The sequence below is a fragment of the Mesorhizobium sp. WSM4308 genome, from assembly GCF_002294905.1.
Taxonomy (GTDB): Bacteria; Pseudomonadota; Alphaproteobacteria; order Rhizobiales; family Rhizobiaceae; genus Mesorhizobium.
Window position 1 is genome coordinate 22,076 of record NZ_NSFW01000030.1, and the last position, 24,647, is coordinate 46,722.

The following is a 24,647-nucleotide window of genomic DNA, read 5'->3' on the forward strand; positions in this document are numbered from 1 at the left end:
ACGGATTTGGACTTGCACTGTCGCAAGCAGGACAAAATTGTGTCGCGCCGGCCTGACACAATGCGATATCGACCCGAATAGTGAACTGAAGCCGCTTTTTTCAGTTGGTATGGCTCTTGCACCTTGAACCGCGACGTTACCAGCAACGGAGCCGTTTGATGTCCTCACCGACAGTTTCGATTGAGGGGCCGACTAGCACGACATCCGAGGGTCTTCTGGCAGCCGCGAAATCCGGTGGCTGCGCATCGTCTTCCTACGGCTCGTCGCCGACCAGCCCGGGCGAAGAGGATCCGGCTATTTGGGAAAGGATCAAGGATCACCCCTGCTTTTCGGAGGAAGCGCATCATTATTTCGCGCGTATGCATGTGGCGGTCGCGCCGGCTTGCAATGTCCAGTGCAACTATTGCAATCGCAAATACGATTGCGCCAACGAGAGCCGGCCTGGTGTTGTGTCTGAGAAGTTGACGCCCGACCAAGCGCTACGCAAGGTCATCGCCGTTGCCAACAAAGTTCCGCAGCTTTCGGTTCTTGGCATCGCTGGGCCGGGGGATGCCTGTTACGATTGGGAGAAAACGAAGGCAACGTTCGACCGCGTCATCAGGGAAATCCCCGACATAAAGCTGTGCGTCTCCACTAATGGGCTCGTGCTGCCGGACCATGTCGCCGAGCTTGCCGAAATGAATGTTGATCACGTGACGATCACCATCAACATGGTCGACCCGGAAGTCGGCGCGAAGATCTATCCATGGATCTTTTATGAAAATCGCCGCTACTTCGGCATCGAAGCCGCTCGAATCTTGCACGCGCGGCAGATGCTGGGCCTGGAGATGCTGAGCGCGCGCGGCATCCTCACCAAAATCAACTCGGTGATGATTCCTGGAGTGAACGACCAGCACCTGTTTGAGGTGAACAAAATGGTCAGGGAGCGGGGCGCGTTTCTGCACAACGTGATGCCTCTGATTTCGGACCCGGCGCACGGTACCCACTACGGACTCATCGGGCAGCGCGGCCCAACGGCAACGGAGATGATGGCTCTTCAGGATCGACTTGAAGGTGGCGCCAAGTTGATGCGCCACTGCCGGCAGTGCCGGGCAGATGCTGTCGGCCTGCTCGGTGAAGATCGTGGCCAGGAATTCACGCTGGACGGTATTCCCGACGATGTCGCCTACGATGCTGGCAAGCGTCAGGCCTATCGGCAGGTGGTCGCACACGAGCGCCGTGATCATGAGGCGGCGAGGAGCGAGGCCATCGGTATGGTCAAGGCAACAGACTCCGAAAAGTCGCTTCTGGTTGCGGTGGCCACTAAGGGAGGTGGACGGGTCAACGAACACTTCGGCCACGCGAAGGAATTCCAGGTTTATGAAGTCTCGCCTAGAGGGATCAGCTTGGTCGGGCATCGGAAGGTCGAGCGGTATTGCCTCGGAGGCGGGGGCGAAGACGCCATCCTCGAGGGCGTCATCGCAGCGCTCGAAGGCATACACATAGTGCTATGCGCCAAGATCGGAAATCGCCCGAAGGAACAACTCTCGCGAGTTGGACTGCGCGTAACCGACGCCTATGGCCATGACTACATCGAGACCGCAGTCAGCGCACTTTACGCGGCAGAGTTTGGGATCAGACCACTAGCGGCGACGGCCTGAGCCGTCTCGTCCGATAACCAGGAGTTAGAATGGCTTTAAAGATCATCGCATCCCAATGTACCCAATGCGGGGCCTGCGAGTTCGAATGTCCTTCGGAAGCGATCAAGTTCAAGGGCGACGCCTATGTGATCGATCCAAACAAGTGCACCGAATGCAAGGAGGCCTTCGATACGCAGCAATGCGTGTCGGTCTGTCCGGTACCGAAAACCTGCGTTCCCGCTTGATTCCTACCGAAACGGTCGGGTTCGCCGCACGACGACGCCTGCAACCCGCGACCACAACAAAAGCCTCGAGAAAGGAATGGACAGCATGTGGTCCAGACGCGAACAGGAGGTCGAAATCGGCAGACCGCCACGGTTCATGCAGGGTGAGCGGGTCCGTGCGATACGCCACATAAAAAACGACGGCACCTATCCCGGCAAGGAGATCGGCGAAAACCTCGTGCGGAAGGGCGACGAAGGCTACGTGCGCGACATTGGAACCTTTCTCCAGCAATTCTTCATCTATGCGGTCGAATGGATCGATCGTGGCACGGTCGTCGGCATGCGAGCGCGCGAACTCATTAGCCTCGACAAAGTCGAGGTTCCCTGCGGAGCTGAAGGCATTTCCAACGGGGGAACAGCCGGATGAAAGTAATGATTCGCAGGACCGCTACTGGCTTGTCGGCTTATGTCCCCAAGAAGGATCTCGAAGAGCCGATCACCGAGATTGAGAACGCTGACTTATGGGGCGGGACCGTGACGCTCAGGAACGGTTGGCGGCTCATGCTGCCCGACCTTCCGCGCGACACGCGTTTGCCGATCACCGTCGAGGCGATGAAGATTTCCGACGGGGCCTGATGCCGGTGGGTTCAGTGGCGGAGAGGAAACGCGTATGAACACGATGCTGAGCTGGGACCATCTCGTCGTCGTCCGGGGCAGTTTTGCCAAAAAACTGATTGACCTGCTGAACGGCGCTCTCAAGGCCGATCGAGTGATCCCCTATCTCGGTCCTGGTCTTCTGCAGCTTAACCCACCGGAATCCCCTGTACCTTGCACCCCTGAAGATGTCGCCGCGGCCCTCAACAAGCGGGCGCCTGCCCCTTCCAGGATTCGCACCAATATGTGGTCGGTCGCGCAGTTTATCGAGCAGCGCCGACATCGTCGGACTCTCCAAGCGTGGATGGCGGAGATATTCGCAGCCCCCGCCGAGCCGACCGTTCTTCACGCCTGGCTCGCAACCCTTCAACTGTCTGTCATCATCGACAGCTGGTACGATGGCGCCATGCGAGCAGCCCTTGCAGAGGCCGGCCAAACAGACGTTGTCGAGATACAAGGAACGACGCGCGCGACCGGAATCGGTAACATCTGGACGAGAACTTACGATTTGTCAGGAACAGAACTCGAGGCCGAACAAGTGGCTAGGACGGTGCTCTATGCGCCGCACGGCAGCGTCAGGCCGGCGGCAAACTTCCTCGTGGCTGATTCCGATTACGTCGAAGTCCTAACCGAAATTGATATCCAGACGCCGATCCCGGACGCGGTGAAGCAACGGCGCGTCAACCGGGGTTTTTTCTTCGTGGGCTGCCGCTTCAACGATCAGATGCTGCGCACATATGCCAGACAGCTGATGAAGCGCTCCACTGGCCCACATTTTGCGGTGATCGATTCGGCTACGCTGACCAGAAACGAACGTCGTTTCCTTGCCGAAGGCGCAATCACGGTCATCGACATGCCGATCCGCAACGCCGCGGCTCGCCTCGTCGGGGTCGATGCTAGCCAGGATTAATGGCCGGCGATTGCTGGTGAGTCGCTGCTTGCCTCCAAGGGCGAAAACTCAGTTGGGAATACATTCGTGAGCAGTAATGCTAGTGGCAGCACAACGTAGGCTCTGAATTCGTTGGGCCATGTGAAAGGGTCCGCTGCTGCGGGACGTGAGCACGTTGCGGCGGCATTACGCACATGATCTTGTGACCCCCGTGGCAAAAGAACTGAAGCGCCCGAGTCGCGACAACATATGCAGCGCTCAATGGCTTCGACAAAAATTCGGCACAGTTTCGACAGTTCGCATGCACCTCCAGGGTCAACGAGGTTGATTATGCCTGTTTATGTGGGTCGGCCACGCGAGCAGGAATTCCCACTACCTTTGCCCCGGCGGGAACATCTCGTGTGACCACGCAGCCAGCGCCTACCACTGCATTATCACCAATCGTGACGCCAGGCAGAATGATTGCTCCACCGCCGATCCAGACACGGCTGCCAATGTGAACAGGACGCCCGACCTGCAGGCCGGCCTGCCGCTGCTCGGCATCATGTGGATGATCGGCGGTATAAATCTGCACAGCAGGCCCAATTGCCGTTCCTTGCCCGATTTTGACCTCTACCACGTCAAGAATAACGCAGTTGAAGTTGATGTAGGCATTGGCTCCAATGCGGATATTGAATCCGTAGTCGCAAAAAAAGGGCGGACGGATGACCGTTCCGCGCCCAACCTCTCCCAGCCGCTCGGACAAAAGCTCATGCCAATGCCCCGTGGTCTGCCCCAGCGTATCATTGTACCGCTTGAGCCAAGCCCCGGTTGCCAACAGGTCAGCTTGGATCTCCGGATCCGCCGCATTGTAAAACTCGCCTGCGAGCATCTTTTCTTTTTGGCTACGCATCATAGTCTCCCGTCAGGTCGTGTCCCGTACAGTGATGCAGGAACGCACATCAAACTGCCTCGGCAACTTTGTAACTCGATCTTGCCGGGCGCGCGGTCGGTCACGAGCCGGGGCGACAGTTTCGTCTCGACCAACTTCCAAGAATTTGGATATCGGAGATCAACCGGTCGCAGGGGCCAATACCTGACGAAGTCGGCAACTGTCCAGCGGTCGAACTCACTTTCATGCCCATCTCAGATTGCGTGATATCGAGCGGTAAGCCATCAGCTAATGTATCGACCAGGTCCCGCCAGAGGATTACTCCTTTTTAGTTTGTCAGTCGCAGAGCCCCAGTACGACTGGTGGTAGAAAGCACACGGCCGGAATCTTGGCAGCGCTGTTCACACCCACTTCGTAAGCCTGGCCGATGGGCTCGGCGCCAGAGCACCAATGCTTGACCTGCTCCAGCTCTTGCTCGGCGGGTTGTTTCAGAGACGCTTGATCTCGATACCGCGTTTTCTCAGCACGTAGCCGATCTGGCGCGGGGTCAAACCGAGCAGGCGCGCCGCCTTTGCCTGCACCCAGCCACACTTTTCCATGGCAGCAATGACCGTATCGGCATCGGGCACCCTACCACGAGTCGTGGCAGGGCCTATCGGCGCTTGCCCGTCGCCGACGGGCGGGGCGGCACAGGCGGCGGAAGGCTCGATCGTAGTCGACTTCTCTGACGTCGGCTGTCCGTTCTTCCACAGCGCCGCGGCCAAGCACTGATCCGCGTAACAGGCAAAGTCAGTTCTGAGGATTGATGGACCCGTCGCCAGAACTGCCGTCCGTTGAACGCAGTTTTCGAGCTCTCGGATGTTACCTGGAAATTCGCAGTTCATTAGCACCTCAATCGCTTCGGGAGCGAAGGTCAGCGTGTGATCATTCTCAGTATTGAAATTCTTGAGAAACTGAGCGGCCAAGAGCGGAATATCACCTCGCCTTTCGCGCAATGCCGGCACGCGTAAAGTGACGACGTTGATGCGATAATAGAGGTCTTGCCGGAACTCCTTGCGTTGAACTGCCGTTTCCAAGTCCCTGTTCGTTGCGGCAATCACGCGAACATCAACTTTAATGGTGTGGTTGCTGCCGACGCGCTCAAACTCCTGCTCCTGCAGGACACGCAGCAGCTTAGCCTGGAACGAACCTGATATTTCGCCAATCTCGTCCAGAAACAATGTGCCTTTGTCGGCAGCCTCAAAGCGCCCCTTGCGCAAACTGCTCGCGTCGGTGAAGGCACCCTTCTCATGACCGAACAAGTCAGATTCCAGAAGCGTCTCGGTGAGCGCCGCGCAATTGACCTTGATGAAGGGCTGCTTGGCGCGAGGCGAGAGCTCGTGAATGGCTTTGGCAACCAGCTCCTTGCCGGTTCCGGATTCACCTCGCAACAGGACCGTAGTCTTCGCCTTGGCCACCTTGACAAGGTGCTCACGCAGCTTGCGCAGCGCCTGACTATCGCCAAGCATCTCCTTGCTGATCTTTTTACGTTCCATTTGGCAGCCCATCCCACTCCGCCACCCGCCGGTAGAACTGCACTGGACGGTGAGCTGTGTTGTATTTCGCCATCATCATTCTCGATCTCACCTTTGTTGCTTCGAAATTTCCGGCGCGCGGACCCCCTCGGCAAATGGCAATGGCGCCTGAGCATCGTTGTCTTTCACCAGGACGAGCGTCTTCTCCTCCGTGCGGGCGCCCGCAATATGCGCGCTTGTTTGCGCAGGCCTTTACTCGACCGGTCGCCGTTCTGTCCGGCTTCTGCCGCACCGCAGCCTGCAAACCCATCCTTGACAAGAAAGGAGGGGAGTCAATCGAGCTCTCCTTGCATTCGTGCAAGGAAAATTGTCAGTTTGATAGAATTCTATCAAAACGGCAGAAACGCCCCGCCCCCAATTTGGCTGTACCTGCGGCGTTCAGCTTACGTGACGACATGTGCGGACTTGTCCCAATTGCCGTCCGAGTTGTGCGGGAAACAGTAGCCGCTGCGCTGTTCGCTTCAACCGCGTGATGCCGCTGACAGTAGAGGCGGCGGCTCGTCGAGCGAGGCTTCATTGTTCGGCTACTAAAGCGGCTGTGCTTTGGTGGGAGTTGGTTTCGCCCAAGTTCTGGGCCTGGGGGCGTCTAGCCCGTTTCGCCGCACAGGCTCCTCCCACATCGTCGAGGCCGAGAAGGAGGGACCCCACAGCCCTCCCTGTATCACAATGCCCCGCCCCTCAAGCAGCTAGATACGACAGGTGACCTCGAATGAGGCGTCTTGCATGGCTTCTACACCTGCCTGAATGCCAGAACTGCGTTCGTACCGCCCATGGCGAAGGCGTTGCTCATGGCGACGCGCACCTTGCGCTCGCGCGGCACATTGGGTGTGATGTCGAGGTCGCAAGCGGGATCTGGCTCGCGATAGTTGGCGGTCGGCGGCACGACGTCCTCTTGGATTGCCATCACGCAGGCGATCATTTCAAGCGCGCTCGCTGCGCCGAGGCAATGCGCGTGCGTGGACTTGGTGGAAGAGATGGACATCGAATAAGCGTGGTTTCCAAACACACGCTTGATCGCCGCCGTTTCAGTCTGATCATTGCTCTTGGTACCGGTGCCGTGCGCGTTGAGATAGTCGACGTCCTCGGCATTCAGCCCGGCATCGGCAAGGCAGGCGCGCATCGCCGACGCTGGCCCCTCGACAGATGGCGCGGCAATGTGGAAGGCATCGGCGGAAAGGCCGACGCCGGCGATCTCGGCAAGAATTGTGGCACCACGCCTCGTGGCATGCTCGTAGCTTTCCAGCACGGCCATGCCCGCACCCTCGCCCAGCACCAGGCCCTTCCTATCGGCGGAGAAGGGCCGGCAGGTATCGGGTGAAAGCACGCGCATTGCTTCCCATGCTTTCAGCACGCCCCATGCGAAGGGTGCGTCGCTGCCTCCGGAAACCATTACGTCGGCCCGGCCCAGCTTGATCTGGTCCACCGCCGAGGCGATCGCATGGTTGGCCGAGGCACATGCGGAGGTCACCCCGAAGACCGGCCCGCGCAAGCCGAGGCTCAAGCTAAGATGGACGGAAGCGGCGCTGGGCATCACCTTTACTCCAGTGAAGAGTTCAGCACGGATTGCGCTACCCAAAAGCAGTGAGCGGTAAGTTTGTTCTGTTGCGTACGAACCGGTAAATCCGACGCCCACTGTCGCGCCGAAGCGATGGGCATTCCCCTCGTCGCAGGAAAGTCCGGCCTGCCGCATGGCTTCGCGCGCTGCAAGCACGGCGAGCAAGCTGAAGCGGGCCATGGAGACGAGCTGCTTGCGATCGATGTCGTGCTGGGGCAGCGCCTTGATCTCAGCGCCGGTCATGCCCTCCAGGTCATGAAGCTCGGAATTGGCGATCGGGCCGATGGCGGAGCGGCCTTCGCGCATCTCTTTCCACATAGAGGCGGCGTCGGTGCCCAGTCCGCACAGGCCGCCCACTCCGGTGATAACGACGCGCCTGTCCATTCAAGCCTCCTTCGCAAGCAAGCCGCGGACGGCTTCCACGACGTCGCCGACATTCTTGAGATTGGACCAGGCATCGGCCGTGTTCATGTCGATCTTGATGCCGTAGGCCTGCTCCACATCCCAGAGGACGTCCGCCAAACCCAGCGAATCGAACCCGAGCGCGTCCAGTTCCGTGGCGATTGTTATCTCGCCGACGAATGACGCAGGCATTCCCTCACCGCTCTCCGACTCGGCGCGTTTCTTGATCAGGGCAATGACGTCCGTTGCGAATTGATCGGCCATTCTGTTTCCTGTCTTTCTTTCCCGCGTTTCGACCTGGACGCGGCTCAGTTCCTGAGGCGCGCCGCGTCGCGAAAGCCATCACGCTTGGGCAACTGACAAAGCCCAATGCTCATAAAGCCGGATCAGGTCCGGCCGGTGTGTGGCGTAGGTGCAGTATGACGATGTGAGCCGCTACACGTGCGCGTCTCCCGGTCTGTCCATAGGCTCGGAAGAAGTCGGACAGTTTGACATGGCCGGTCAGTTGCAACTCCCTTTCCCAGCACTCCACTGCCCGGTAGAGCGCATGAAAAATCTCCTTTCGGGCGGTTTCTTAAGACGCTCGCCACGCCATGAGGCAGTGGGGGCATCGGTGTCCATCAGGTGCTTCTGCCCATGCAGGATTCCAGAACATTGATGAAATCGTTTGTTTCGATGAAAGGCATCCACACTTTGGATGGTTGACCACGCTTTTCAAAGATCGTGAACTACATCTCCTCGTTGTGCTCGACGCACTCCGGACAAGTAACCTCATGGGCGCGGCATGCAGGATTAACCGAGCCCAGCCGGTCATGAGTGCGGCCGGCGCTCGGCTGCTCGATTTATTTGCGCGATAAGCTCGCGACCATGTCCGCGGAGGTATTCAAACTTAACGCTGCGTCCGGGAGCTCTTGCCCTCCAGTTTGCGACGCTCCCCCGCCCATCCAGTGATCGTTTATTTCGTCGGATAGTTTGACCCGGCTCTACCGAATCGCCGCTTCAGGATCATTCTTTCCGATTTCGTCACGCTCGTATTTCTGCCGCGTCCTACACCGATTGGGCGCGAACAAAACTGAGCGCCTTGGAACCCGAACCCGTGCGTCGTGACCGGGAGCATCCGGGGCGAACTCATCCGCTCGGGGGCATCGCATCACCGGACGGCGACAGGCACGGTCGACCGGCATCTCGGCATCGGCTGGGAATTCGTCCATGGTCTGCATTGGCGACGACGCTTCCTGAGGCCACGTAGCCCTTATGCCAAGCTGGGCGCCCGGGTCGAGCGCGTAATGACGACAATTGCTTCGCTGCAGGTCAAACGCTTTCCGGGCCACCTGCAAAGTCTTCACCCGGCCGTACAGCGCCCAAGACCACTGATGTGATCGACAAGAGCCTTTTTGATAAATCTGCGCTATTCTCCTGTCGCGCACGGACGACCGCGTGGCGAAGAGCAGGGTCCGAGATGAGAGCCCTGCCGCGCAGCTTCTATCGTCGCGCCTCGTTTGCGGCATCCGTGCCTACCCTCTTCGGACCTCGTGGGTTCCAACCGGCGACGAGGCGTGCATAGGCGCCCTCGGCCTGCTCCACCCAGCGGCGCTCTTCTTCCCGGTGGCTCTTTATGTTGTAGGCGTGCGCTCCCTTTTGGCCGCGCACAGCCTTGCTCCCGGCCTTGAGTTCCACATCGCGCAAGCTTCTTGGCATGCAGGGAGGGTCGAGCCCACGCGTAACTCTCGCCCTTCTCAACAGATGACAGATCACGACAGAGAGTTTGCGTGCGGTTGCCACGGCCGCGACATGCTGTCCGCGCCGGGCTCGCACGCCGCAGGGAGAAGGCTCGCAACGGTCCGGGAGCACGAGCGGCCGCCCAGGCCGCCTCGACGAGCATGCCGCGCGCATGACCACGGCCCTGCTTGGTGATCCGCCCATGGTAGGCCGGACCTGGCCGGACTGCTGGACGCTTGGGTTCAACCCGAGATAGGTCACGAGCTTCTGCGGATCGTCGAAGCGCGACACGTCGCCGATCGCCGCCCTTCATCGCCAGCGCGACGGTGATGTCGACGCCGGGAATGGTCATCAGCCGCTTCACGCCTTCATCCTCGAGAGCCGAGCGGACAAGATCGCGTTCGATGACCTGGAGGTCTTCGCCCAATCGGTCGAACTCGCGCAGATGCCCATCGATCGCGAGGCGCTCGTCCTGCGGTACGACCTGCTCGATTAACCAGGTCCGACCCTTGGCGCCGCACAGGTCAGCATGCGGGCAGGACGGATCAGGTGGCTATGAAGGATCGACTGGATGACGCTCTTCAATCGAGATCTCTGTCGGACAATCTGATTGCGCCGTGTCACCTGTCGACGCAGAGCCTGCGTCGGCTCGTCCGCAATCCAGACTTCTGGCAAGAAGCCGCTGGCATAGAGCTGCGCAAGAACGTCGGCGTCGATCGTCGTTTTGATCTTGGCATAGGCAACGATAAACACCTGTTTCGGCTTGGCGATCCCCACCTTCTTCACATGCGGCGCAACCACAGCTGCAGCGGACGTCGCGTTGCCGGTGGCCTCGATCACCCCGACATCGTTCGGCGACAGCTTCGCGGCGAACGCCGCCAGCAGATCGCGCCGCATGTCGACGCGGCCGAGTCGCCTGAGCCTGCCCTCCTCCCATGCCACTGCTTCGGCGAAGGCGCGGTGAATATCCAGTCCGATGATAAGCATGCCCGTTCCTCCTTCTTGGCTCGGTCAAAGACGGGAGCTGGCGGGCAACACGACATCTACTGATCCGCGCTCGCAGCGCATCCGGGAAAGTCGCGAGGGGCGGCCATGTAACGAGCTCGGGCTCTCAGCCCACGGTCTATTGACGGCCTGCCTGCACCTTTGTGCTCCCGGTGCCCCACGTCCCGGATGGGCTCACCATAAGGGCGTTCCAAAACAAGAACAGCAGGACGAGAAGGCACCACAGATCACATACCGGATAGCGGCAAGGCCAAGCGCTTCGTTCAGATAGGCTTGCGCCAATGGGCTTAGGCCGAGCCTACAACAGCTCTCAAAAACGCTGCCGGACTGCTGCATTGGCTCGCCGATACAATTGGCACAGGCCTCACGGCAGCTTAGGATCAAACCGCCCATCAGTCGCCTCGGACTGGAAAGGTGCACCCTATTAGGTTCCACGCCTAGCTAGGTCGGGGCCGCCGAAGACGCTGGTTGATAGACCGGCGCCATCGGCCCGGCGTTTCAAACTGCCAATCTCTGACCTGCACAGTACGAACGATTGCTCGCTTCGGCAGATCACGCGGCTCATATGTCGGACCTTAACGTCATCCATCATAAACTTTTTGCGACAAAAGATTGCAAGAATGCTAAATTGTTAAAGTCGTTTGTTTCGGTTAAAGGCATCCATCCCATGGATGGCTGATGACATGCGTTTCAAAGGACTTGATCTAAATCTCCTCGTTGTGCTCGACGCACTCCTGACGGAGCGTAATCTCTCGGCGGCGGCACGCAGGATTAACCTGAGTCAGCCCGCCATGAGTGCGGCCGTCGCCCGACTGCGCGATTATTTCCGCGATGAACTGTTTACGATAAGAGGTCGCGAAAGATTTCTAACCCCGCGTGCGGCAGCATTTGCCCCCGCAGTTCGCGACGCTCTCCAGCACATCCAGTGCTCGATTATTTCTTCGGATCCGTTTGACCCAGCTCGAGCCGATCGCCTCTTCAGGATCATTCTTTCCGATTTCGTCACGCTCGTGTTTTTCGAAAAGCTTGTGGAGCGTATTTCACGGGAAGCCCCCGCCGTCAGCTTCGAACTGCTGCCTGTCGACGATAGCCCCGATGAGCTTCTCCGGCGCGGTGACGTCGATTTTCTAATTCTACCGGATATGTTCACGTCGAGTGTGCATTCAAGCGTTGCGCTGTTTGACGAGAAGCTCGTGTGCGTAGGCTGTCCCACAAACAAGCAGCTGCCACAGCAGCTTACATTCGAGAGATACATGTCGATGAGGCACGTCGCGGTCAGGTTCGGGCGTACGATGAAGCCGTCTATCGAGGAATGGTTTTTGCTTGAGCATGGCCTTAAGAGACGTGTCGAGGTCGCCGTGCAGGGCTTCAGCATGATTCCACCTATGGTGTCCGGCACAGCTCGTATAGCGACCATGCCCTTACGGCTGGTCAGGCATTTCGAAAAAACGTTCCCCCTGCGGGTTATCGAACTTCCGCTGCCATTTCCCACATTCACCGAGACCCTCCAATGGCCGGCCCTCCACAATAGCGATCCGGCAAGCATCTGGATGCGGGAGATAATGATACAGGAGGCATCTCGGATGGCTGCCCCGCTGTGAACCCACGGAAAATTCAGGCGCACCTATAGTCACTACTCCTGTCACCATCTACTTTGACGACAATAGCCCTCGCCGGATAAAGTCGATGCTGGCGGCAAGTGCGCCTGCGAGATCGTCCAGAGAATGGACTTCCTCGACCAGCTCGAATGAGAAAGGTCCCGCGTAGCCGCCATCCAGCAGCGCCTGAATCTGGCTGCCATTGTCGGAACCTGCAAGAAAGCGATCGGGGTAAATCCAGAAGGTCGGGTCGTTTACGCTTGAAATGTGCACCAGGCCGGTAAGCTCGCAGAACAGGCATGTCTCCCCGGCCAGGGTGTGGTGGAACGTGTCGTGCACGAGGCGAAAGACGGACTGGCCATCAACCGCGGCAACGGCCTCGGCCGCTTCCTTCTTTGATCGAAGCGAGCAGGTTCGGAAACCCAGCGGCTCGATGAGACCGATCAGACCCCGCGACTGGAGGATTGGCTTGATCTCGTTTAGAGCGAAACGAAGATTGTCCTGGCGCTCGCTATTGGTGGGCCACGAGCTGCGGTTGGCCGGCACCAACACGAGCGTCTCCGCCCCGCACGCCGTCGCATAATCGGCGAGGTTGCTTGCCTCGGCCTGACGCGTTGGAGTCCAGTCGTTGAACCGCTGCAAGGCGTTGACAGAGATGATCGTGACGCCCGCTTCGGTAGCGGCCAACCGAACGTCCGCAGCCGGAATGCCGCGTGCGACAGGATTGCTGAAATGAGGGTAACGGATTTGGACGTCGGTCAGGCCTTGGTCACGGGCAAGCGCGAAAAGCGCACTGACGTCAAGGCGGGGCGCCGCCATGTGATCGAGTGCAAAGCGGGGCGATACCTGGCGCATTGCTTGACTTTCCTTCCATGAAGCGCGGCTGCCATTTCGGCATCCGGCTTCTTTCAAGACGGAACCACGCCGGTTCACAGATCGGACAGAGACGGCCGAGTCAATCGAGCTTTCCTTTCATCGGTGAAAGGAAAATGGGCGCTCATGATAGAAATCCATCAAGGTCAAATATTTTCCGGAAGATAAATGTCGAACGGCAGAAATGTCTGCCCCGGGCTCTCCGCGACGCCGGCTTTGATGGCCCGCTCCATTGCCATTATCAGCTCCTGGCAAAGTCGGCGCATTGGCGTGCCGACCGCCATCGTCAAGATGTCATCCGCAAGCGCCCCACGTGACTGCGGCGTCATTTCACTCACGATCGCGACGAGATCCTGACCGCTCCCCTCTTCTCGGAGCGCGGAAATTGCCCCCTCTATCCCCCCGCCGGCCATATAGAAGCCGACGAGCTCTGGTTCCCGCTGCATAAGATCCAGCAATTTTTCGTAAGTGAGCTGCCGTTCATCAAGGTTCACGAGCGCATCAAGCACCTCGAATTTTGGCGCGTTCTCACGAAAATACGCACGAAAGGCCGTTTCCCGCGTCGCATGCGCCTGGAAGCGATGGCTTCCGACAAACACCGCCACCTTGCCGGGCCGTTTTGCGGCCTTGGAAAACACCCAAGCGGCAGTCCGTCCGACCTTGCTGTTGTTGAGGCCGATGTAGCCCTCGCGCACGCCATCGGCGAAGTCGGATAGCAGCGAAAATACCGGGATACCTTTCGCCTTGAGCTCCTCGACTGATGCTGTGATTTTCGGGTGATCGGCCGCCACCATGGCGATCGCCTGGCAGCGGCTCCCAAGGTCCTTAAGAAGCGGGAGCAGGTCACGCGGCAAATGTGACTGCGCGAACTCGATGATCGGAAGGCCGTGGAAGGATTTAGCCATACTGACCGACTCTTCGATCTTGCGAGCGAAATCTTGGTAGAAATCGTGGGTAGGTTTTCTCAAGATGAAGCCCAGCTTGTAGTGCGGCAGGTGCTGCTGCAAGCGCTGTTTGATGAGACCGGCAGCATGATAGCCGATCGCGTGCGCGGCCGCATGGACCCGCTGGGCGGTCTCCTCTCGCACCGGAAGGCGGACGTTCAGAACCCGATCGACTGTTGCTACGCTGACTCCGGCTTCGCGGGCGAGATCGGCTATTGTGACGCGCTTTCCCCTAGCGATTCTGATCGGCCGGTCCTCCATCATCCGGTGCGCTCCCGCGACGGCTTGGGGCGGCAAGCTGAAATAGTTCCCCCACCCCGCGGATAGCGCATTCGACGAACAGCGCTCCATGCGCACCCAGATGAGTCTCCGTGAACCGTTCGTTTGCTTAGGGGCTTCATGGTGTTGTATTACTCACTGCGTTAGTACTCTATTTCCAGCGCTCTTTGGAGGCTGGCAATTCGACTGTTGTGTCAAGGCCGCTACTTACACGTCGCGCTGTTGCGATCTTGCTTGCGGGGAGCCAGTTTGATGTAACCCTAACCGCGGAAAGCGGTTTCCATCCGTGACTGGTCCAATTCGCCTTCCCAGCGAGCGACAACGAGCGATGCCACCGCATTACCGACTAAATTCGTCAGCGCGCGGCATTCCGACATGAAGCGGTCCACGCCAAGAATTAGAGCCATTCCGGCAACGGGAACACTCGGCACGACAGAGAGAGTAGCGGCCAATGTGATGAAGCCGGCGCCGGTGACGCCTGCCGCACCCTTCGAGGAAAGCATCGCAATTAGCAGCAGGAGGATCTGATCGGCAATTGACAAATCTGTGTTCGTCGCCTGGGCGATGAAGAGGGCGGCGATCGTCATGTAGATATTGGTACCGTCCAGATTGAATGAGTATCCAGTAGGGATGACGAGACTTACGACCGAACGGGCGGCGCCGGCCTTCTCCATCTTCTCCATTAGCGAGGGCAGCGCGGCCTCCGAGGAGGACGTTGCCAGGACAAGCAGCAGCTCGTCCTTGATGTAGCGGACGAGAGAAAAGATCGAGAAGCCGTTGTAGCGGCAGACCGCGCCGAGAACCCCGAACACGAAGAGGAAGGCGGTAAGATAGAACGTCGCGACCAGTATCGCGAGGTTGGCCACCGAACCGATTCCGTATTTGCCGATCGTAAAGGCCATTGCGCCGAAGGCGCCGATGGGTGCAGCCTTCATCAGAATGCCGACGAGCTTAAAAATGGGGGCGGTAAGCGCCTGGAGAAAGGTAACGACCGGCCTGCTCGTCTCTCCGGTCATCGCCAAAGCAATGCCGAACAGGACCGAGAAGAACAGGACTTGCAGGATGTCGCCTTCCGCGAAGGCACTGGCAATCGTTGACGGGATGATGTTCATCAGGAAGCTGGTCACGGACTGCTCGTGAGCCGTGGCCACATAGCCCTTAACGGCTTGGACATCGAGCGAGGCCGGATCGATGTTGAGGCCGGCGCCAGGTTGAACGATATTCGCGACAATCAGTCCGACAACGAGTGCAAGTGTCGAGAAGGTGAGGAAATAAACCATCGCCTTGGCGGCAACTCGGCCGACCTTCTGCAGATCGCTCATGCCGGCAATGCCGGTCGCAATTGTCAGGAAGATGACAGGTGCGATAATCATCTTGACGACTTTGATGAAGGCATCGCCGAGCGGCTTCAGGCTCTGGCCGGTTTCCGGATAGAGGTAGCCAATTGCGGCTCCCAGGACTATGGCGGCAAGCACCTGCACGTAGGTCCGGGCAAAATGGGGCTTGCGGGGCGCTGCGATCGCGCGGGGGACTCTTGGAACCAACACCGTTTCTCTCTCCCTGACCGGATCGGGGTGGGGGCTCCTCCTTCTCCCATGCTGCGCTCCGGTCGAGCGCTGCTGTCATCTCGGAGCAAGCGCCGTGCCAACTGGAGGCCTGTCCCGTCCAGCGAGATTGGTGCGGGTTGCGCACTGGAACCCTCCACCTTTGCCGGAATTTGCACTCAAGGCTCGCCAAAGATCGCGTCTGAAGAAGTGCTTCGCCAGAGAGGGAATTGACCAGGTCGCCTTGCGGCCGTGTCTTTGATGTCTGCCGCAGATCGACTGCCGGCCGATATCTCTGTCGTCTTGGTGACTTTGGTTTGTCAGTTTTGCGACGGAATGCGCGCAAACTGCAGGATATCCTACACGCCCATCAGAGCACGCGGTACAAGCGATTAAGCGTAGGAGCGCATTGAATCTCCGAGGTCAAAAAATCTTGAATAAGGTCCCCGTGCGAAGTGAATCCGCAACTCGTCAAAGTTCTCCACCGTTTGATCCAGCGGTCGCGTTTCCTGGCGCTGCAGGATGGCGTTATCTGATGGCTCAAGCGCTGGAACGCCCAGGAAATCCCAAACCGCTCCCAGGCATTGGGCAGGTTCGTGAAGTAGGCTCTCGTATTCCATTACAAGCAGGTTGGTCGACGTGAAGGAGTCCATAACGCGAGCGTGAAAATCGTCGGCGGCTTTGAAATAAGCCTCACAGTCGGCGATTGACAACCTGACGCTCGGTGGCCGAGCGGTATCGTTGTCCCAGCTGAACTTCAGCCAGTGACCGCTTTCCCTGGCCTGCACAAAGGATCGGAGCGATTCCAATACGTTTCGGCGAACAACAAGGATGACCTTGAGTGCTGGCCAACGAGCCAGTTCCGCAAAGAATGCGGGACGCTCGCGAAACTGAGGTTCATTGATCTTGCATCCAAGATGCGTCACATTCTTGTAGTCGCGCATAGGGCAGCGCACATAGGCAAGCTCAAGAAGCTCGCGATCCGTGCCTAGCAGGCGATCAGTGCTGGGCCAATTGGGATCATATTCGTTTAGCAACTCACCGTTACTCAAAACGGTCGGATGCTCGTTTAGCAATTCTTCTAAATAGTGTGTTCCGGTCCTTGGCATAGCAAGGATCACAAAAGGCTCAAGAGTTGCTTCGTTGTGGGTCATTGCATGTGTATCCAACTAAATAATGGCCGCGACGGTCTGTGGACGCGCACAAGAAGCTTGGCTGCTATCGATTGAACGCTCCGGGTGGGTCCGCGCCTCACCATCCAGCCTGTTCTTCGAGGTGTGGTCGCGAAGCTGGGCGGGTGCCTGCAGCGGCTGGGTGGCGCCCGGCTTCGGCGTTGTACCACTCGCGATTCCTAGCATACGCATGCCTCCGGGCCGCTGTGGGCAGTTTGCATCCGGCATTGCGGACCTCCTTCTGGTTAATGGGTGTAAGCAAGCGTCAACGCATTAGTCGTCGATGAAACAGTCCAGCCGACAGAAAAAAAGGCAATACAGCGAACATGCAAAGTGCGCCTATATGCAGCCCTACATTGTCGCCCAGGCGGCCGAGCATCACCGGACGGATTAGCTCGATAGAATTCGCCAGGGGCGAGAAGGCCGCAATCTGCTGAAACACTCCTGGCAATTGGCCGACTGGAAAAACCGCGCCCGAAAGGAACAGCATGGGTGTGATGACAAGCGTCTGATAGAAAATAAAATAGTGATAACTGGGCGCGAGCGCGATGACGAGCATGGCCAGGCTCGCAAAGGCGAATCCGGTGAGAGCGACGACCGGTAGCACGTAGAGAACCGACGTCCACGCGGCATAACCTAGCGCGGCCGCAACAATCGCAATTGTCGTACCGGCCAGAAAAGCCTTTGTGGCTGCCCAGGTCAATTCACCGAGAACGATGTCGCCGAGGGTAAGTTGTGTGTGCAGGATTGCTTCCCAAGTGCCCTGATCGCGCATTCGACCGAAAACCGCGTAAATTGTTTCGAAGGTTGATGCTGTCATCGCGCTCGTCGCAACCATGCCGGCTGCCAGAAAGGCGATGTAGGATGCACCTTCGATGCGGCCTACCAACAGTCCAAGGCCAGTGCCGAGCCCGAAAAGGTAAATCATCGGATCAGCAAGGGTGCCGAGCATTGAAGCAAATGCCACCTTCTTCCATGCCAGATGATTGCGGCGCCACACCGCCATCCAGTTCCAGGCGTTGGCGGGTAGAGCGGCCGCAAAACGTTCACCCATTGCTCACTTCTCCATCTCACGTCCGGTTAACCGCAAGAAAACGTCCTCCAGACTGGGTGGACGCTCTAGAATACGCAGACCCGCTCGACCGCGAAGCTGGATGCGCACATCCTCCGGCTCAGGCGCATAGCAAAAGAGCGTCTCGCCGCTTACCTCGACACGCTGAACGTACGGTCTGATCAGCGAAATCAGCTCCTGTGGATTACCGCCGAAGATCTCGATCACGTTGCACCCAATGTACTCGTCGATCAGCGCATGAGGACTGCCCTCGGCGATCTTGCGTCCCCGCTCGAGAACACACAGCCGATCACAAAGCCGCTCAGCCTCTTCCATGAAATGGGTGGTCAAAATGATCGTTTTTCCGCTCGCCAGCAGGAAACGAAGTCGCTCCCAGATCAGATGGCGGGCATGCGGGTCGAGGCCGGTCGTGGGCTCATCCATCACAAGCAACTGGGGGTCGTTGATCAGAGCACGTGCCAGCGTCAGGCGCCGCTTCATCCCGCCGGATAGCAGGCCGACACGTGAATCCGCCTTGCTCTCAAGGCGAGCGAACTCGAGCAGCCGTGGGATGACGGCGTTGATCTCTCTTGTACTCATGCCGAAGTAGCGCCCGAACACCAACAGGTTCTCACGTACCGTAAATTCCAGGTCGAGATTGTCGAACTGCGGGACCACGCCTATGCCCTTGCGGGCCAAGCGGCTGCGTGCCGGCACTGGTAGACCGAGGACTGTTATATCACCCGCGTCAGGCCGGGTCATACCGAGGAGCATACGCGCAATCGTGCTCTTGCCTGCGCCGTTAGGCCCCAGCAGACCGAAGCACTCTCCCGATGCAACGGTGAAGGACAGCCCGTCCACAACGAGCTTGTTTCCGAATAATTTGGTTACGCCGGTAAGGTCGATTGCTACATTGGACATGCGTCTATCTCAAGCGGAATGAGTCCGATTGGCCACCGGCAGCTTACTTGCGAATTCTGGTTCAGAGCAGGCCACCGCCTTGAGATGACACCTTTGGAAAGTCGCGGCCGGAGCGACGTGTGTATCGCTTCCGCCAAAGAATAACGTCAAGATGCCACGTGTCGCTTCCACATAGTCCCCGTTCTGACCATAGGTAACTCGACAAGCTTCACCCCGTGTCGACTGACACAACTTACTCGGTCACTCGGCGCTGCAAGGCCGTCAGACTTCACTAGCTGTGAGCGAAAGATCTGCAGTATGAAGTGACTCCGCAATTCCAGAATTGCCCGCAGCATTTGCTCCGCCAAGCGGCATCGCGCTTGTGATTTCCTTTGTGCTGCTGTTGGGCAGGGGAACACTTTTACGCGACAGCCAATCGCTATTGCTCAATGTACACAGGGCGTAAGCCTTCAAGGGGATCAACAGGAATATCCTGATTAACGCGTGCATTGAATAGCCGATGAATCGAAGCTGCCGAGTGCGGAAAGATAACACCGTAGATCTGATTATGGTCATCGTGACAATAGCCAGCACCGTCCACCAATTTACTGTATGTGAAAATAGTAACTCACCGAGCGCCGTTACTACCGCGATGCCGAGCAACAATGGGCCGAGATTCTCTCCCATCACATCCAAAGTTAGATAGCGATCCAGGCCACGCAGTAGACCTCGCGCAAGCATCGTGTCCCGGAAAGTGCTTCGTGCCCAGCGGAGTTGTTGGCGCAAATAAGGTCCCATCTTGTCCGGAACGACTGTCGCCGCGACGGCACCTGGAACGTACTCGGTTCGAAAGCCTGCTTTCAGCATGAGGATCGTAAGATGACGGTCTTCACCGAAGTCGCTTGGTTTCCCCCTGAACAGCTGCGTCTCGTATTGATCCAGCAGAGAAAGGAGACAAGACCGGCGGTACATTGCACATGGGCCGCAGCAGCACATGACCGCACCAAAGCGACCTTGCGCCGCGCGCTCCTCATTGCAAGCCAGCCAGTATTCCATATCGATCAATCGGGTCAACCAAGTGTCGCTGCGGTTGTATGCCGTCAGCTGGCCCATGGCCGCTCCGACCATGGAATCCCGCATTTTTACTGCAAGCTTCGTGATGACGTCGGACGCAAGTGTCGTGTCAGAGTCGACGCTGAGCACGAAATCTCCAGATGAGCGGCGGATGGCGGCGATCTGCGCCTTGCGTTTGCCAACATTTTCGCGGAGCAGAATGAAATTGAATCTCGGGTCGCCCTCGTAGGCGTGATGTACCGGGATGACGGCATTACGATTTCCAGAACCGTCGTCAACCAGATAGACCTGAAATGTTCCGGAGTAATCTTGATTTGCAATGGAAGCTAAACACGCCGCGAGTGTGCGCGGGTCCTCATTGTAGCAGGGGATAATGACATCCACGCTCGGCCAACGGTCGGATCCGAACAAGCTTTCCGACGGCGGCGTAACATTTTCCGGTTGGGAGTAGACCGCTTGCATGCCTCTGTAAACAGTCGAGAGCACCGCATAAGACGAAACGGCAACAGTACTGGCTGTGGTGAGAAGGTCCATAGGATCTCTGTTTGTTCAGGGATGTTGAGGAAGTGATCGGATTACAAATCCGCGGCCGTGCAATTCTGGAATTAGGCGTGACAACGCTGTCACCGTCTGGTCGCGCAGACTGGCTTGATTGCCTGGTTGCAATTCGTCGGGAGCGCACCCGTCGTGCAACAGCACGATTGCGCCCGGCCGGATATCGGCGAGCACTCTGTCGACGATGGCGTCAACGCCGGGGCGAGACCAGTCGCGTGGATCAATGGACCAATGGACGGGCGCCAATGCCTCACCCGCTAATGCAGCGATTACTTCTTCGGTCCAGATGCCATAGGGTGCACGAAAGTACCGAACCATGGCCTGCGGGCAAGCCATCCCTATGACTCTGTTTGCCTCAACTATCTGGCAGTCGACTTCGACGGACCCGCATTTAGCTAGGTCCGGATGAGTCATCGTGTGGTTGGCTATACCGTGGCCGTCTGTAATAATTCGGCGAACGAGTTCCGGCTCGTCGGCCGCGTAGGCCCCAACAACGAAGAAGGTCGCCGGCACCTGATGTTGCGCCAGCACATTGAGTATCTGCGGTGTGAAAAATGAATTGGGACCGTCGTCAAACGTCAGATAGACGCTGCGCTCTGCAATGCGATCGGCATTGTCACTCTGCCCTTCGCATATGTAGTCCAGAGGCTTCATAGTTCCGGACCGTTCCGGTCGATCAGGGTACCAGACGGCCACTCGTCCATCGAGCGTCCGATCGGCGAAACCAACACGAGTACGTCTTCCAGGCGCGTGGGCGGCAGGTCGGGATGCACATCTGGACGGGTCGACCGTACGCGAACGCCCGACACAATGTTCGCGAGGCCGGCTCTGCAGAATCTTTCGACATGGTTTCGCAGCGCGTGCCGAACCGTGCCGAAAGCGAATGGAACACCCAACTGATGGAGCACTGGGTACGCCACGCGCATCGAAAAACCGATTCCGAGCCCTTCAAGATCCGGACGAACCGCGTACAGGCCCAATTCAGCGACGATCAAGTCGACCTCGCCAACTTTGATGAAGCGCCGCAGCATGCCGATGTGAGCCGCTACCCCATGCGCGTCGTAGCCGATTGCGCGGAATTCCGGCCTCGCGCCGGCCCAACTGCGGCCGCCTTCGAATGGCTCCGCGTTGAAGGCGCCAGTCCGTCCATAGGTCTTTCGAAAAAAGTCGGAGAGTTCGACATGGTCGGCCAGTTGCAGCTCATTTTCCCAGCACAACTTCCACTCGACATTCGGACGCATGGAAGACCTCACCTTGTAGCTGTCTGGTTGAGATAAATGTCCAAGCATTGATTAAATAATTGGCGTCGCGCCAACGGGGCGTAACTTGTGGGGACCGCCGAAAGACCAAGCCGCAATGCAGATGCGACTGACTTTGTACGCCCCGCACACCAGATGATGCTCCTCAGATCCAACGCAACCATCGGAACTACCTATCTTTCCAACTTGAAGCGCTTCTATGGGACCTGCAGCAAAAACGGTAAAATCCTTTGTTTAGATGAAAGGTATCCACGCTTTGGATAACTGGGCGAATGCGTTCCATATGGCTGGTCAATTATCGTCGTCACGCTCGAGGCACTTCTGACGAAGCGCAAAGCTCACGCCCGCGGCACGCGCGGCCGTTGCCGGGCCGCGCGATTATCTCCGTAAGAGCCGAGTGGAGCTCAGACACGACGATTGATCAGAATCTGATTCGCGGGTTCAGTATCTCTTTCGTGTATCCAGCTCTGGGCTGTCCTTTGGCGGGAGTTAGGTTCGCCCAGGTTCTGAGCCTGGGGCGTTGGCCCGTTCGCCGCGCAGGCTCCTTCGCACATCGTCGAGGCCGAGAAAGAGGGGCCACACAGCTCCCCCTGTACTTTCCACCACCCGACACCAGCGCTCACCCAGGGCGCCGGCCTTGCTCACCTCAACGGATAGCGCACTCGCGCCGCTTCACGATTAAAAGAATTCTACAAGCAAGATGCCTGTTTGATCGAGAGACGTCCGCTGCCAATTCCCGCATCGCAGAGGCAGCCAATAGCGCTCGCTTTACATAGTGGTCCGGCAAGCAGCTAGATACGACAGGTGACCTCAAATGAGGCGTCTTGCATGGCTTCTACACCTGCCTGAATGCCAGAACTGCGTTCGTACCGCCCATGGCGAAGGCGTTGCTCATGGCGACGCGCACCTTGCGCTCCCGCGGCACATTGGGTGTGATGTCGAGGTCGCAAGCGGGATCTGGCTCGCGATAGTTGGCGGTCGGCGGCACGACGTCCTCTTGGATTGCCATCACGCAGGCGATCATTTCAAGCGCGCTCGCTGCGCCGAGGCAATGCGCGTGCGTGGACTTGGTGGAAGAGATGGACATCGAATAAGCGTGGTTTCCAAACACACGCTTGATCGCCGCCGTTTCAGTCTGATCATTGCTCTTGGTACCGGTGCCGTGCGCGTTGAGGTAGTCGACGTCCTCGGCATTCAGCCCGGCATCGGCAAGGCAGGCGCGCATCGCCGACGCTGGCCCCTCGACAGATGGCGCGGCAATGTGGAAGGCATCGGCGGAAAGGCCGACGCCGGCGATCTCGGCAAGAATTGTGGCACCACGCCTCGTGGCATGCTCGTAGCTTTCCAGCACGGCCATGCCCGCACCCTCGCCCAGCACCAGGCCCTTCCTATCGGCGGAGAAGGGCCGGCAGGTATCGGGTGAAAGCACGCGCATTGCTTCCCATGCTTTCAGCACGCCCCATGCGAAGGGTGCGTCGCTGCCCCCGGAAACCATTACGTCGGCCCGGCCCAGCTTGATCTGGTCCACCGCCGAGGCGATCGCATGGTTGGCCGAGGCACATGCGGAGGTCACCCCGAAGACCGGCCCGCGCAAGCCGAGGCTCAAGCTAAGATGGACGGAAGCGGCGCTGGGCATCACCTTTACTCCAGTGAAGAGTTCAGCACGGATTGCGCTACCCAAAAGCAGTGAGCGGTAAGTTTGTTCTGTTGCGTACGAACCGGTAAATCCGACGCCCACTGTCGCGCCGAAGCGATGGGCATTCCCCTCGTCGCAGGAAAGTCCGGCCTGCCGCATGGCTTCGCGCGCTGCAAGCACGGCGAGCAAGCTGAAGCGGTCCATGGAGATGAGATGCTTGCGATCGATGTCGTGCTGGGGCAGCGCCTTGATCTCAGCGCCGGTCATGCCCTCCAGGTCATGAAGCTCGGAATTGGCGATCGGGCCGATGGCGGAGCGGCCTTCGCGCATCTCTTTCCACATAGAGGCGGCGTCGGTGCCCAGTCCGCACAGGCCGCCCACTCCGGTGATAACGACGCGCCTGTCCATTCAAGCCTCCTTCGCAAGCAAGCCGCGGACGGCTTCCACGACGTCGCCGACATTCTTGAGATTGGACCAGGCATCGGCCGTGTTCATGTCGATCTTGATGCCGTAGGCCTGCTCCACATCCCAGAGGACGTCCGCCAAACCCAGCGAATCGAACCCGAGCGCGTCCAGTTCCGTGGCGATTGTTATCTCGCCGACGAATGACGCAGGCATTCCCTCACCGCTCTCCGACTCGGCGCGTTTCTTGATCAGGGCAATGACGTCCGTTGCGAATTGATCGGCCATTCTGTTTCCTGTCTTTCTTTCCCGCGTTTCGACCTGGACGCGGCTCAGTTCCTGAGGCGCGCCGCGTCGCGAAAGCCATCACGCTTGGGCAACTGACAAAGCCCAATGCTCATAAAGCCGGATCAGGTCCGGCCGGTGTGTGGCGTAGGTGCAGTATGACGATGTGAGCCGCTACACGTGCGCGTCTCCCGGTCTGTCCATAGGCTCGGAAGAAGTCGGACAGTTTGACATGGCCGGTCAGTTGCAACTCCCTTTCCCAGCACTCCACTGCCCGGTAGAGCGCATGAAAAATCTCCTTTCGGGCGGTTTCTTAAGACGCTCGCCACGCCATGAGGCAGTGGGGGCATCGGTGTCCATCAGGTGCTTCTGCCCATGCAGGATTCCAGAACATTGATGAAATCGTTTGTTTCGATGAAAGGCATCCACACTTTGGATGGTTGACCACGCTTTTCAAAGATCGTGAACTACATCTCCTCGTTGTGCTCGACGCACTCCGGACAAGTAACCTCATGGGCGCGGCATGCAGGATTAACCGAGCCCAGCCGGTCATGAGTGCGGCC

At 58.5% G+C, this 24,647-nt stretch carries 20 protein-coding genes and 2 pseudogenes; 6 read left to right on the forward strand and 16 right to left on the reverse strand.

The annotated features are described in order from the left end of the window. The first annotated feature begins 158 nt into the window (after positions 1-158). The 5 genes from nifB to CK227_RS34790 all read left to right on the forward strand — a co-directional run bounded on the left by nifB (position 159) and on the right by CK227_RS34790 (position 3,407). Positions 159-1,640 carry a nitrogenase cofactor biosynthesis protein NifB gene (gene nifB, locus CK227_RS34770; RefSeq protein WP_063169393.1) on the forward strand — a complete coding sequence of 494 codons (1,482 nt, stop codon included), beginning with the start codon at positions 159-161 and terminating at the stop codon, positions 1,638-1,640. A 29-nt stretch (positions 1,641-1,669) separates the two neighbouring features. Further along, entirely contained in the window at positions 1,670-1,864 is a 195-nt protein-coding gene (locus CK227_RS34775; RefSeq protein WP_024505232.1) for a 4Fe-4S binding protein, read from the forward strand. Between the two features lie 85 nt (positions 1,865-1,949). Next, complete coding sequence (locus CK227_RS34780; protein ID WP_024505231.1) at positions 1,950-2,270, forward strand: nitrogen fixation protein NifZ; 321 nt, start codon at positions 1,950-1,952, stop codon at positions 2,268-2,270. Next, the gene (gene nifT / locus CK227_RS34785) at positions 2,267-2,479 is read left to right on the forward strand and encodes a putative nitrogen fixation protein NifT (RefSeq protein WP_024505230.1); all 213 of its coding nucleotides are present in this window, start codon (positions 2,267-2,269) and stop codon (positions 2,477-2,479) included. The genes CK227_RS34780 and nifT overlap by 4 nt, the downstream gene beginning before the upstream one ends. A 34-nt stretch (positions 2,480-2,513) precedes the next feature. Beyond that, complete coding sequence (locus CK227_RS34790; RefSeq protein ID WP_024505229.1) at positions 2,514-3,407, forward strand: SIR2 family protein; 894 nt, start codon at positions 2,514-2,516, stop codon at positions 3,405-3,407. A gap of 307 nt (positions 3,408-3,714) precedes the next feature. Here the strand turns inward: CK227_RS34790 and CK227_RS34795 are convergent, their stop codons facing one another. The 5 genes and pseudogenes from CK227_RS34795 to CK227_RS36550 form a co-directional block, all read right to left on the reverse strand. After that, positions 3,715-4,281 (reverse strand): sugar O-acetyltransferase, encoded by a 567-nt coding sequence (locus tag CK227_RS34795; protein WP_024505228.1) that lies wholly within the window; start codon positions 4,279-4,281, stop codon positions 3,715-3,717. A gap of 464 nt (positions 4,282-4,745) precedes the next feature. Continuing rightward, positions 4,746-5,789 (reverse strand): annotated as a pseudogene (nifA, locus tag CK227_RS34800) (nif-specific transcriptional activator NifA); the annotation flags it as partial. A gap of 772 nt (positions 5,790-6,561) precedes the next feature. Next, complete coding sequence (locus CK227_RS34805; RefSeq protein ID WP_095804225.1) at positions 6,562-7,770, reverse strand: beta-ketoacyl-[acyl-carrier-protein] synthase family protein; 1,209 nt, start codon at positions 7,768-7,770, stop codon at positions 6,562-6,564. After that, positions 7,771-8,052 (reverse strand): acyl carrier protein, encoded by a 282-nt coding sequence (locus tag CK227_RS34810; protein WP_029356603.1) that lies wholly within the window; start codon positions 8,050-8,052, stop codon positions 7,771-7,773. Positions 8,053-9,270: 1,218 nt separating this feature from the next. Further along, positions 9,271-10,494 (reverse strand): annotated as a pseudogene (locus CK227_RS36550) (IS110 family transposase). Positions 10,495-11,195: 701 nt separating this feature from the next. On the opposite strand from CK227_RS36550, the gene CK227_RS34825 reads away from it, so the two are divergent. Continuing rightward, entirely contained in the window at positions 11,196-12,113 is a 918-nt protein-coding gene (locus CK227_RS34825; protein ID WP_063170390.1) for a LysR family transcriptional regulator, read from the forward strand. 48 nt (positions 12,114-12,161) lie between these two features. Here the strand turns inward: CK227_RS34825 and CK227_RS34830 are convergent, their stop codons facing one another. The 11 genes from CK227_RS34830 to CK227_RS34880 all read right to left on the reverse strand — a co-directional run bounded on the left by CK227_RS34830 (position 12,162) and on the right by CK227_RS34880 (position 24,087). Continuing rightward, positions 12,162-12,965, reverse strand: a complete 804-nt coding sequence (locus CK227_RS34830; RefSeq protein ID WP_063169395.1) for a TIM barrel protein — start codon at positions 12,963-12,965, stop codon at positions 12,162-12,164. A 164-nt stretch (positions 12,966-13,129) separates the two neighbouring features. Continuing rightward, positions 13,130-14,191, reverse strand: a complete 1,062-nt coding sequence (locus CK227_RS34835) for a LacI family DNA-binding transcriptional regulator (protein WP_051695606.1) — start codon at positions 14,189-14,191, stop codon at positions 13,130-13,132. 275 nt (positions 14,192-14,466) lie between these two features. Beyond that, positions 14,467-15,750 (reverse strand): dicarboxylate/amino acid:cation symporter, encoded by a 1,284-nt coding sequence (locus CK227_RS34840; RefSeq protein WP_210326678.1) that lies wholly within the window; start codon positions 15,748-15,750, stop codon positions 14,467-14,469. Positions 15,751-16,142: 392 nt separating this feature from the next. Next, entirely contained in the window at positions 16,143-16,904 is a 762-nt protein-coding gene (locus CK227_RS34845) for a sulfotransferase domain-containing protein (protein WP_063169397.1), read from the reverse strand. 283 nt (positions 16,905-17,187) lie between these two features. Further along, positions 17,188-17,976: an ABC transporter permease gene (locus CK227_RS34850; RefSeq protein ID WP_063169398.1), complete on the reverse strand. Its 789-nt coding sequence runs from the start codon at positions 17,974-17,976 to the stop codon at positions 17,188-17,190. 3 nt (positions 17,977-17,979) lie between these two features. Next, positions 17,980-18,894 (reverse strand): nodulation factor ABC transporter ATP-binding protein NodI, encoded by a 915-nt coding sequence (gene nodI, locus CK227_RS34855; protein ID WP_024505873.1) that lies wholly within the window; start codon positions 18,892-18,894, stop codon positions 17,980-17,982. A 261-nt stretch (positions 18,895-19,155) separates the two neighbouring features. Then, entirely contained in the window at positions 19,156-20,481 is a 1,326-nt protein-coding gene (gene nodC, locus CK227_RS34860) for a chitooligosaccharide synthase NodC (protein WP_063169399.1), read from the reverse strand. A 15-nt stretch (positions 20,482-20,496) separates the two neighbouring features. Then, on the reverse strand, positions 20,497-21,156 hold the full coding sequence (gene nodB, locus CK227_RS34865; RefSeq protein ID WP_063169400.1) for a chitooligosaccharide deacetylase NodB: 660 nt from the start codon (positions 21,154-21,156) through the stop codon (positions 20,497-20,499). Then, positions 21,153-21,743: a NodA family N-acyltransferase gene (locus tag CK227_RS34870; protein WP_063169401.1), complete on the reverse strand. Its 591-nt coding sequence runs from the start codon at positions 21,741-21,743 to the stop codon at positions 21,153-21,155. Before CK227_RS34870 ends, nodB begins: the two co-directional genes overlap by 4 nt. Before the next feature lie 853 nt (positions 21,744-22,596). Then, a complete protein-coding gene (locus CK227_RS34875) occupies positions 22,597-23,805 on the reverse strand; it encodes a beta-ketoacyl-[acyl-carrier-protein] synthase family protein (RefSeq protein WP_095804226.1) in 1,209 nt (402 codons plus the stop codon). Beyond that, on the reverse strand, positions 23,806-24,087 hold the full coding sequence (locus CK227_RS34880) for an acyl carrier protein (protein WP_029356603.1): 282 nt from the start codon (positions 24,085-24,087) through the stop codon (positions 23,806-23,808). Between the last annotated feature and the right edge of the window lie 560 nt (positions 24,088-24,647).

Bases quoted from the DNA above. Each gene is read 5' to 3' on its own strand.
- CK227_RS34870 (WP_063169401.1), bottom strand. From the start codon at position 21,743: ATGCGTCCGAATGTCGAGTGGAAGTTGTGCTGGGAAAATGAGCTGCAA.
- CK227_RS34845 (WP_063169397.1), bottom strand. From the start codon at position 16,904: ATGACCCACAACGAAGCAACTCTTGAGCCTTTTGTGATCCTTGCTATG.
- nodB (WP_063169400.1), bottom strand. From the start codon at position 21,156: ATGAAGCCTCTGGACTACATATGCGAAGGGCAGAGTGACAATGCCGAT.
- nodC (WP_063169399.1), bottom strand. From the start codon at position 20,481: ATGGACCTTCTCACCACAGCCAGTACTGTTGCCGTTTCGTCTTATGCG.
- CK227_RS34780 (WP_024505231.1), top strand. From the start codon at position 1,950: ATGTGGTCCAGACGCGAACAGGAGGTCGAAATCGGCAGACCGCCACGG.
- CK227_RS34875 (WP_095804226.1), bottom strand. From the start codon at position 23,805: ATGGACAGGCGCGTCGTTATCACCGGAGTGGGCGGCCTGTGCGGACTG.
- CK227_RS34795 (WP_024505228.1), bottom strand. From the start codon at position 4,281: ATGATGCGTAGCCAAAAAGAAAAGATGCTCGCAGGCGAGTTTTACAAT.
- nifB (WP_063169393.1), top strand. From the start codon at position 159: ATGTCCTCACCGACAGTTTCGATTGAGGGGCCGACTAGCACGACATCC.
- CK227_RS34830 (WP_063169395.1), bottom strand. From the start codon at position 12,965: ATGCGCCAGGTATCGCCCCGCTTTGCACTCGATCACATGGCGGCGCCC.
- CK227_RS34775 (WP_024505232.1), top strand. From the start codon at position 1,670: ATGGCTTTAAAGATCATCGCATCCCAATGTACCCAATGCGGGGCCTGC.
- CK227_RS34825 (WP_063170390.1), top strand. From the start codon at position 11,196: ATGCGTTTCAAAGGACTTGATCTAAATCTCCTCGTTGTGCTCGACGCA.
- CK227_RS34790 (WP_024505229.1), top strand. From the start codon at position 2,514: ATGAACACGATGCTGAGCTGGGACCATCTCGTCGTCGTCCGGGGCAGT.
- nifT (WP_024505230.1), top strand. From the start codon at position 2,267: ATGAAAGTAATGATTCGCAGGACCGCTACTGGCTTGTCGGCTTATGTC.
- CK227_RS34810 (WP_029356603.1), bottom strand. From the start codon at position 8,052: ATGGCCGATCAATTCGCAACGGACGTCATTGCCCTGATCAAGAAACGC.
- nodI (WP_024505873.1), bottom strand. From the start codon at position 18,894: ATGTCCAATGTAGCAATCGACCTTACCGGCGTAACCAAATTATTCGGA.
- CK227_RS34850 (WP_063169398.1), bottom strand. From the start codon at position 17,976: ATGGGTGAACGTTTTGCGGCCGCTCTACCCGCCAACGCCTGGAACTGG.
- CK227_RS34805 (WP_095804225.1), bottom strand. From the start codon at position 7,770: ATGGACAGGCGCGTCGTTATCACCGGAGTGGGCGGCCTGTGCGGACTG.
- CK227_RS34835 (WP_051695606.1), bottom strand. From the start codon at position 14,191: ATGATGGAGGACCGGCCGATCAGAATCGCTAGGGGAAAGCGCGTCACA.
- CK227_RS34880 (WP_029356603.1), bottom strand. From the start codon at position 24,087: ATGGCCGATCAATTCGCAACGGACGTCATTGCCCTGATCAAGAAACGC.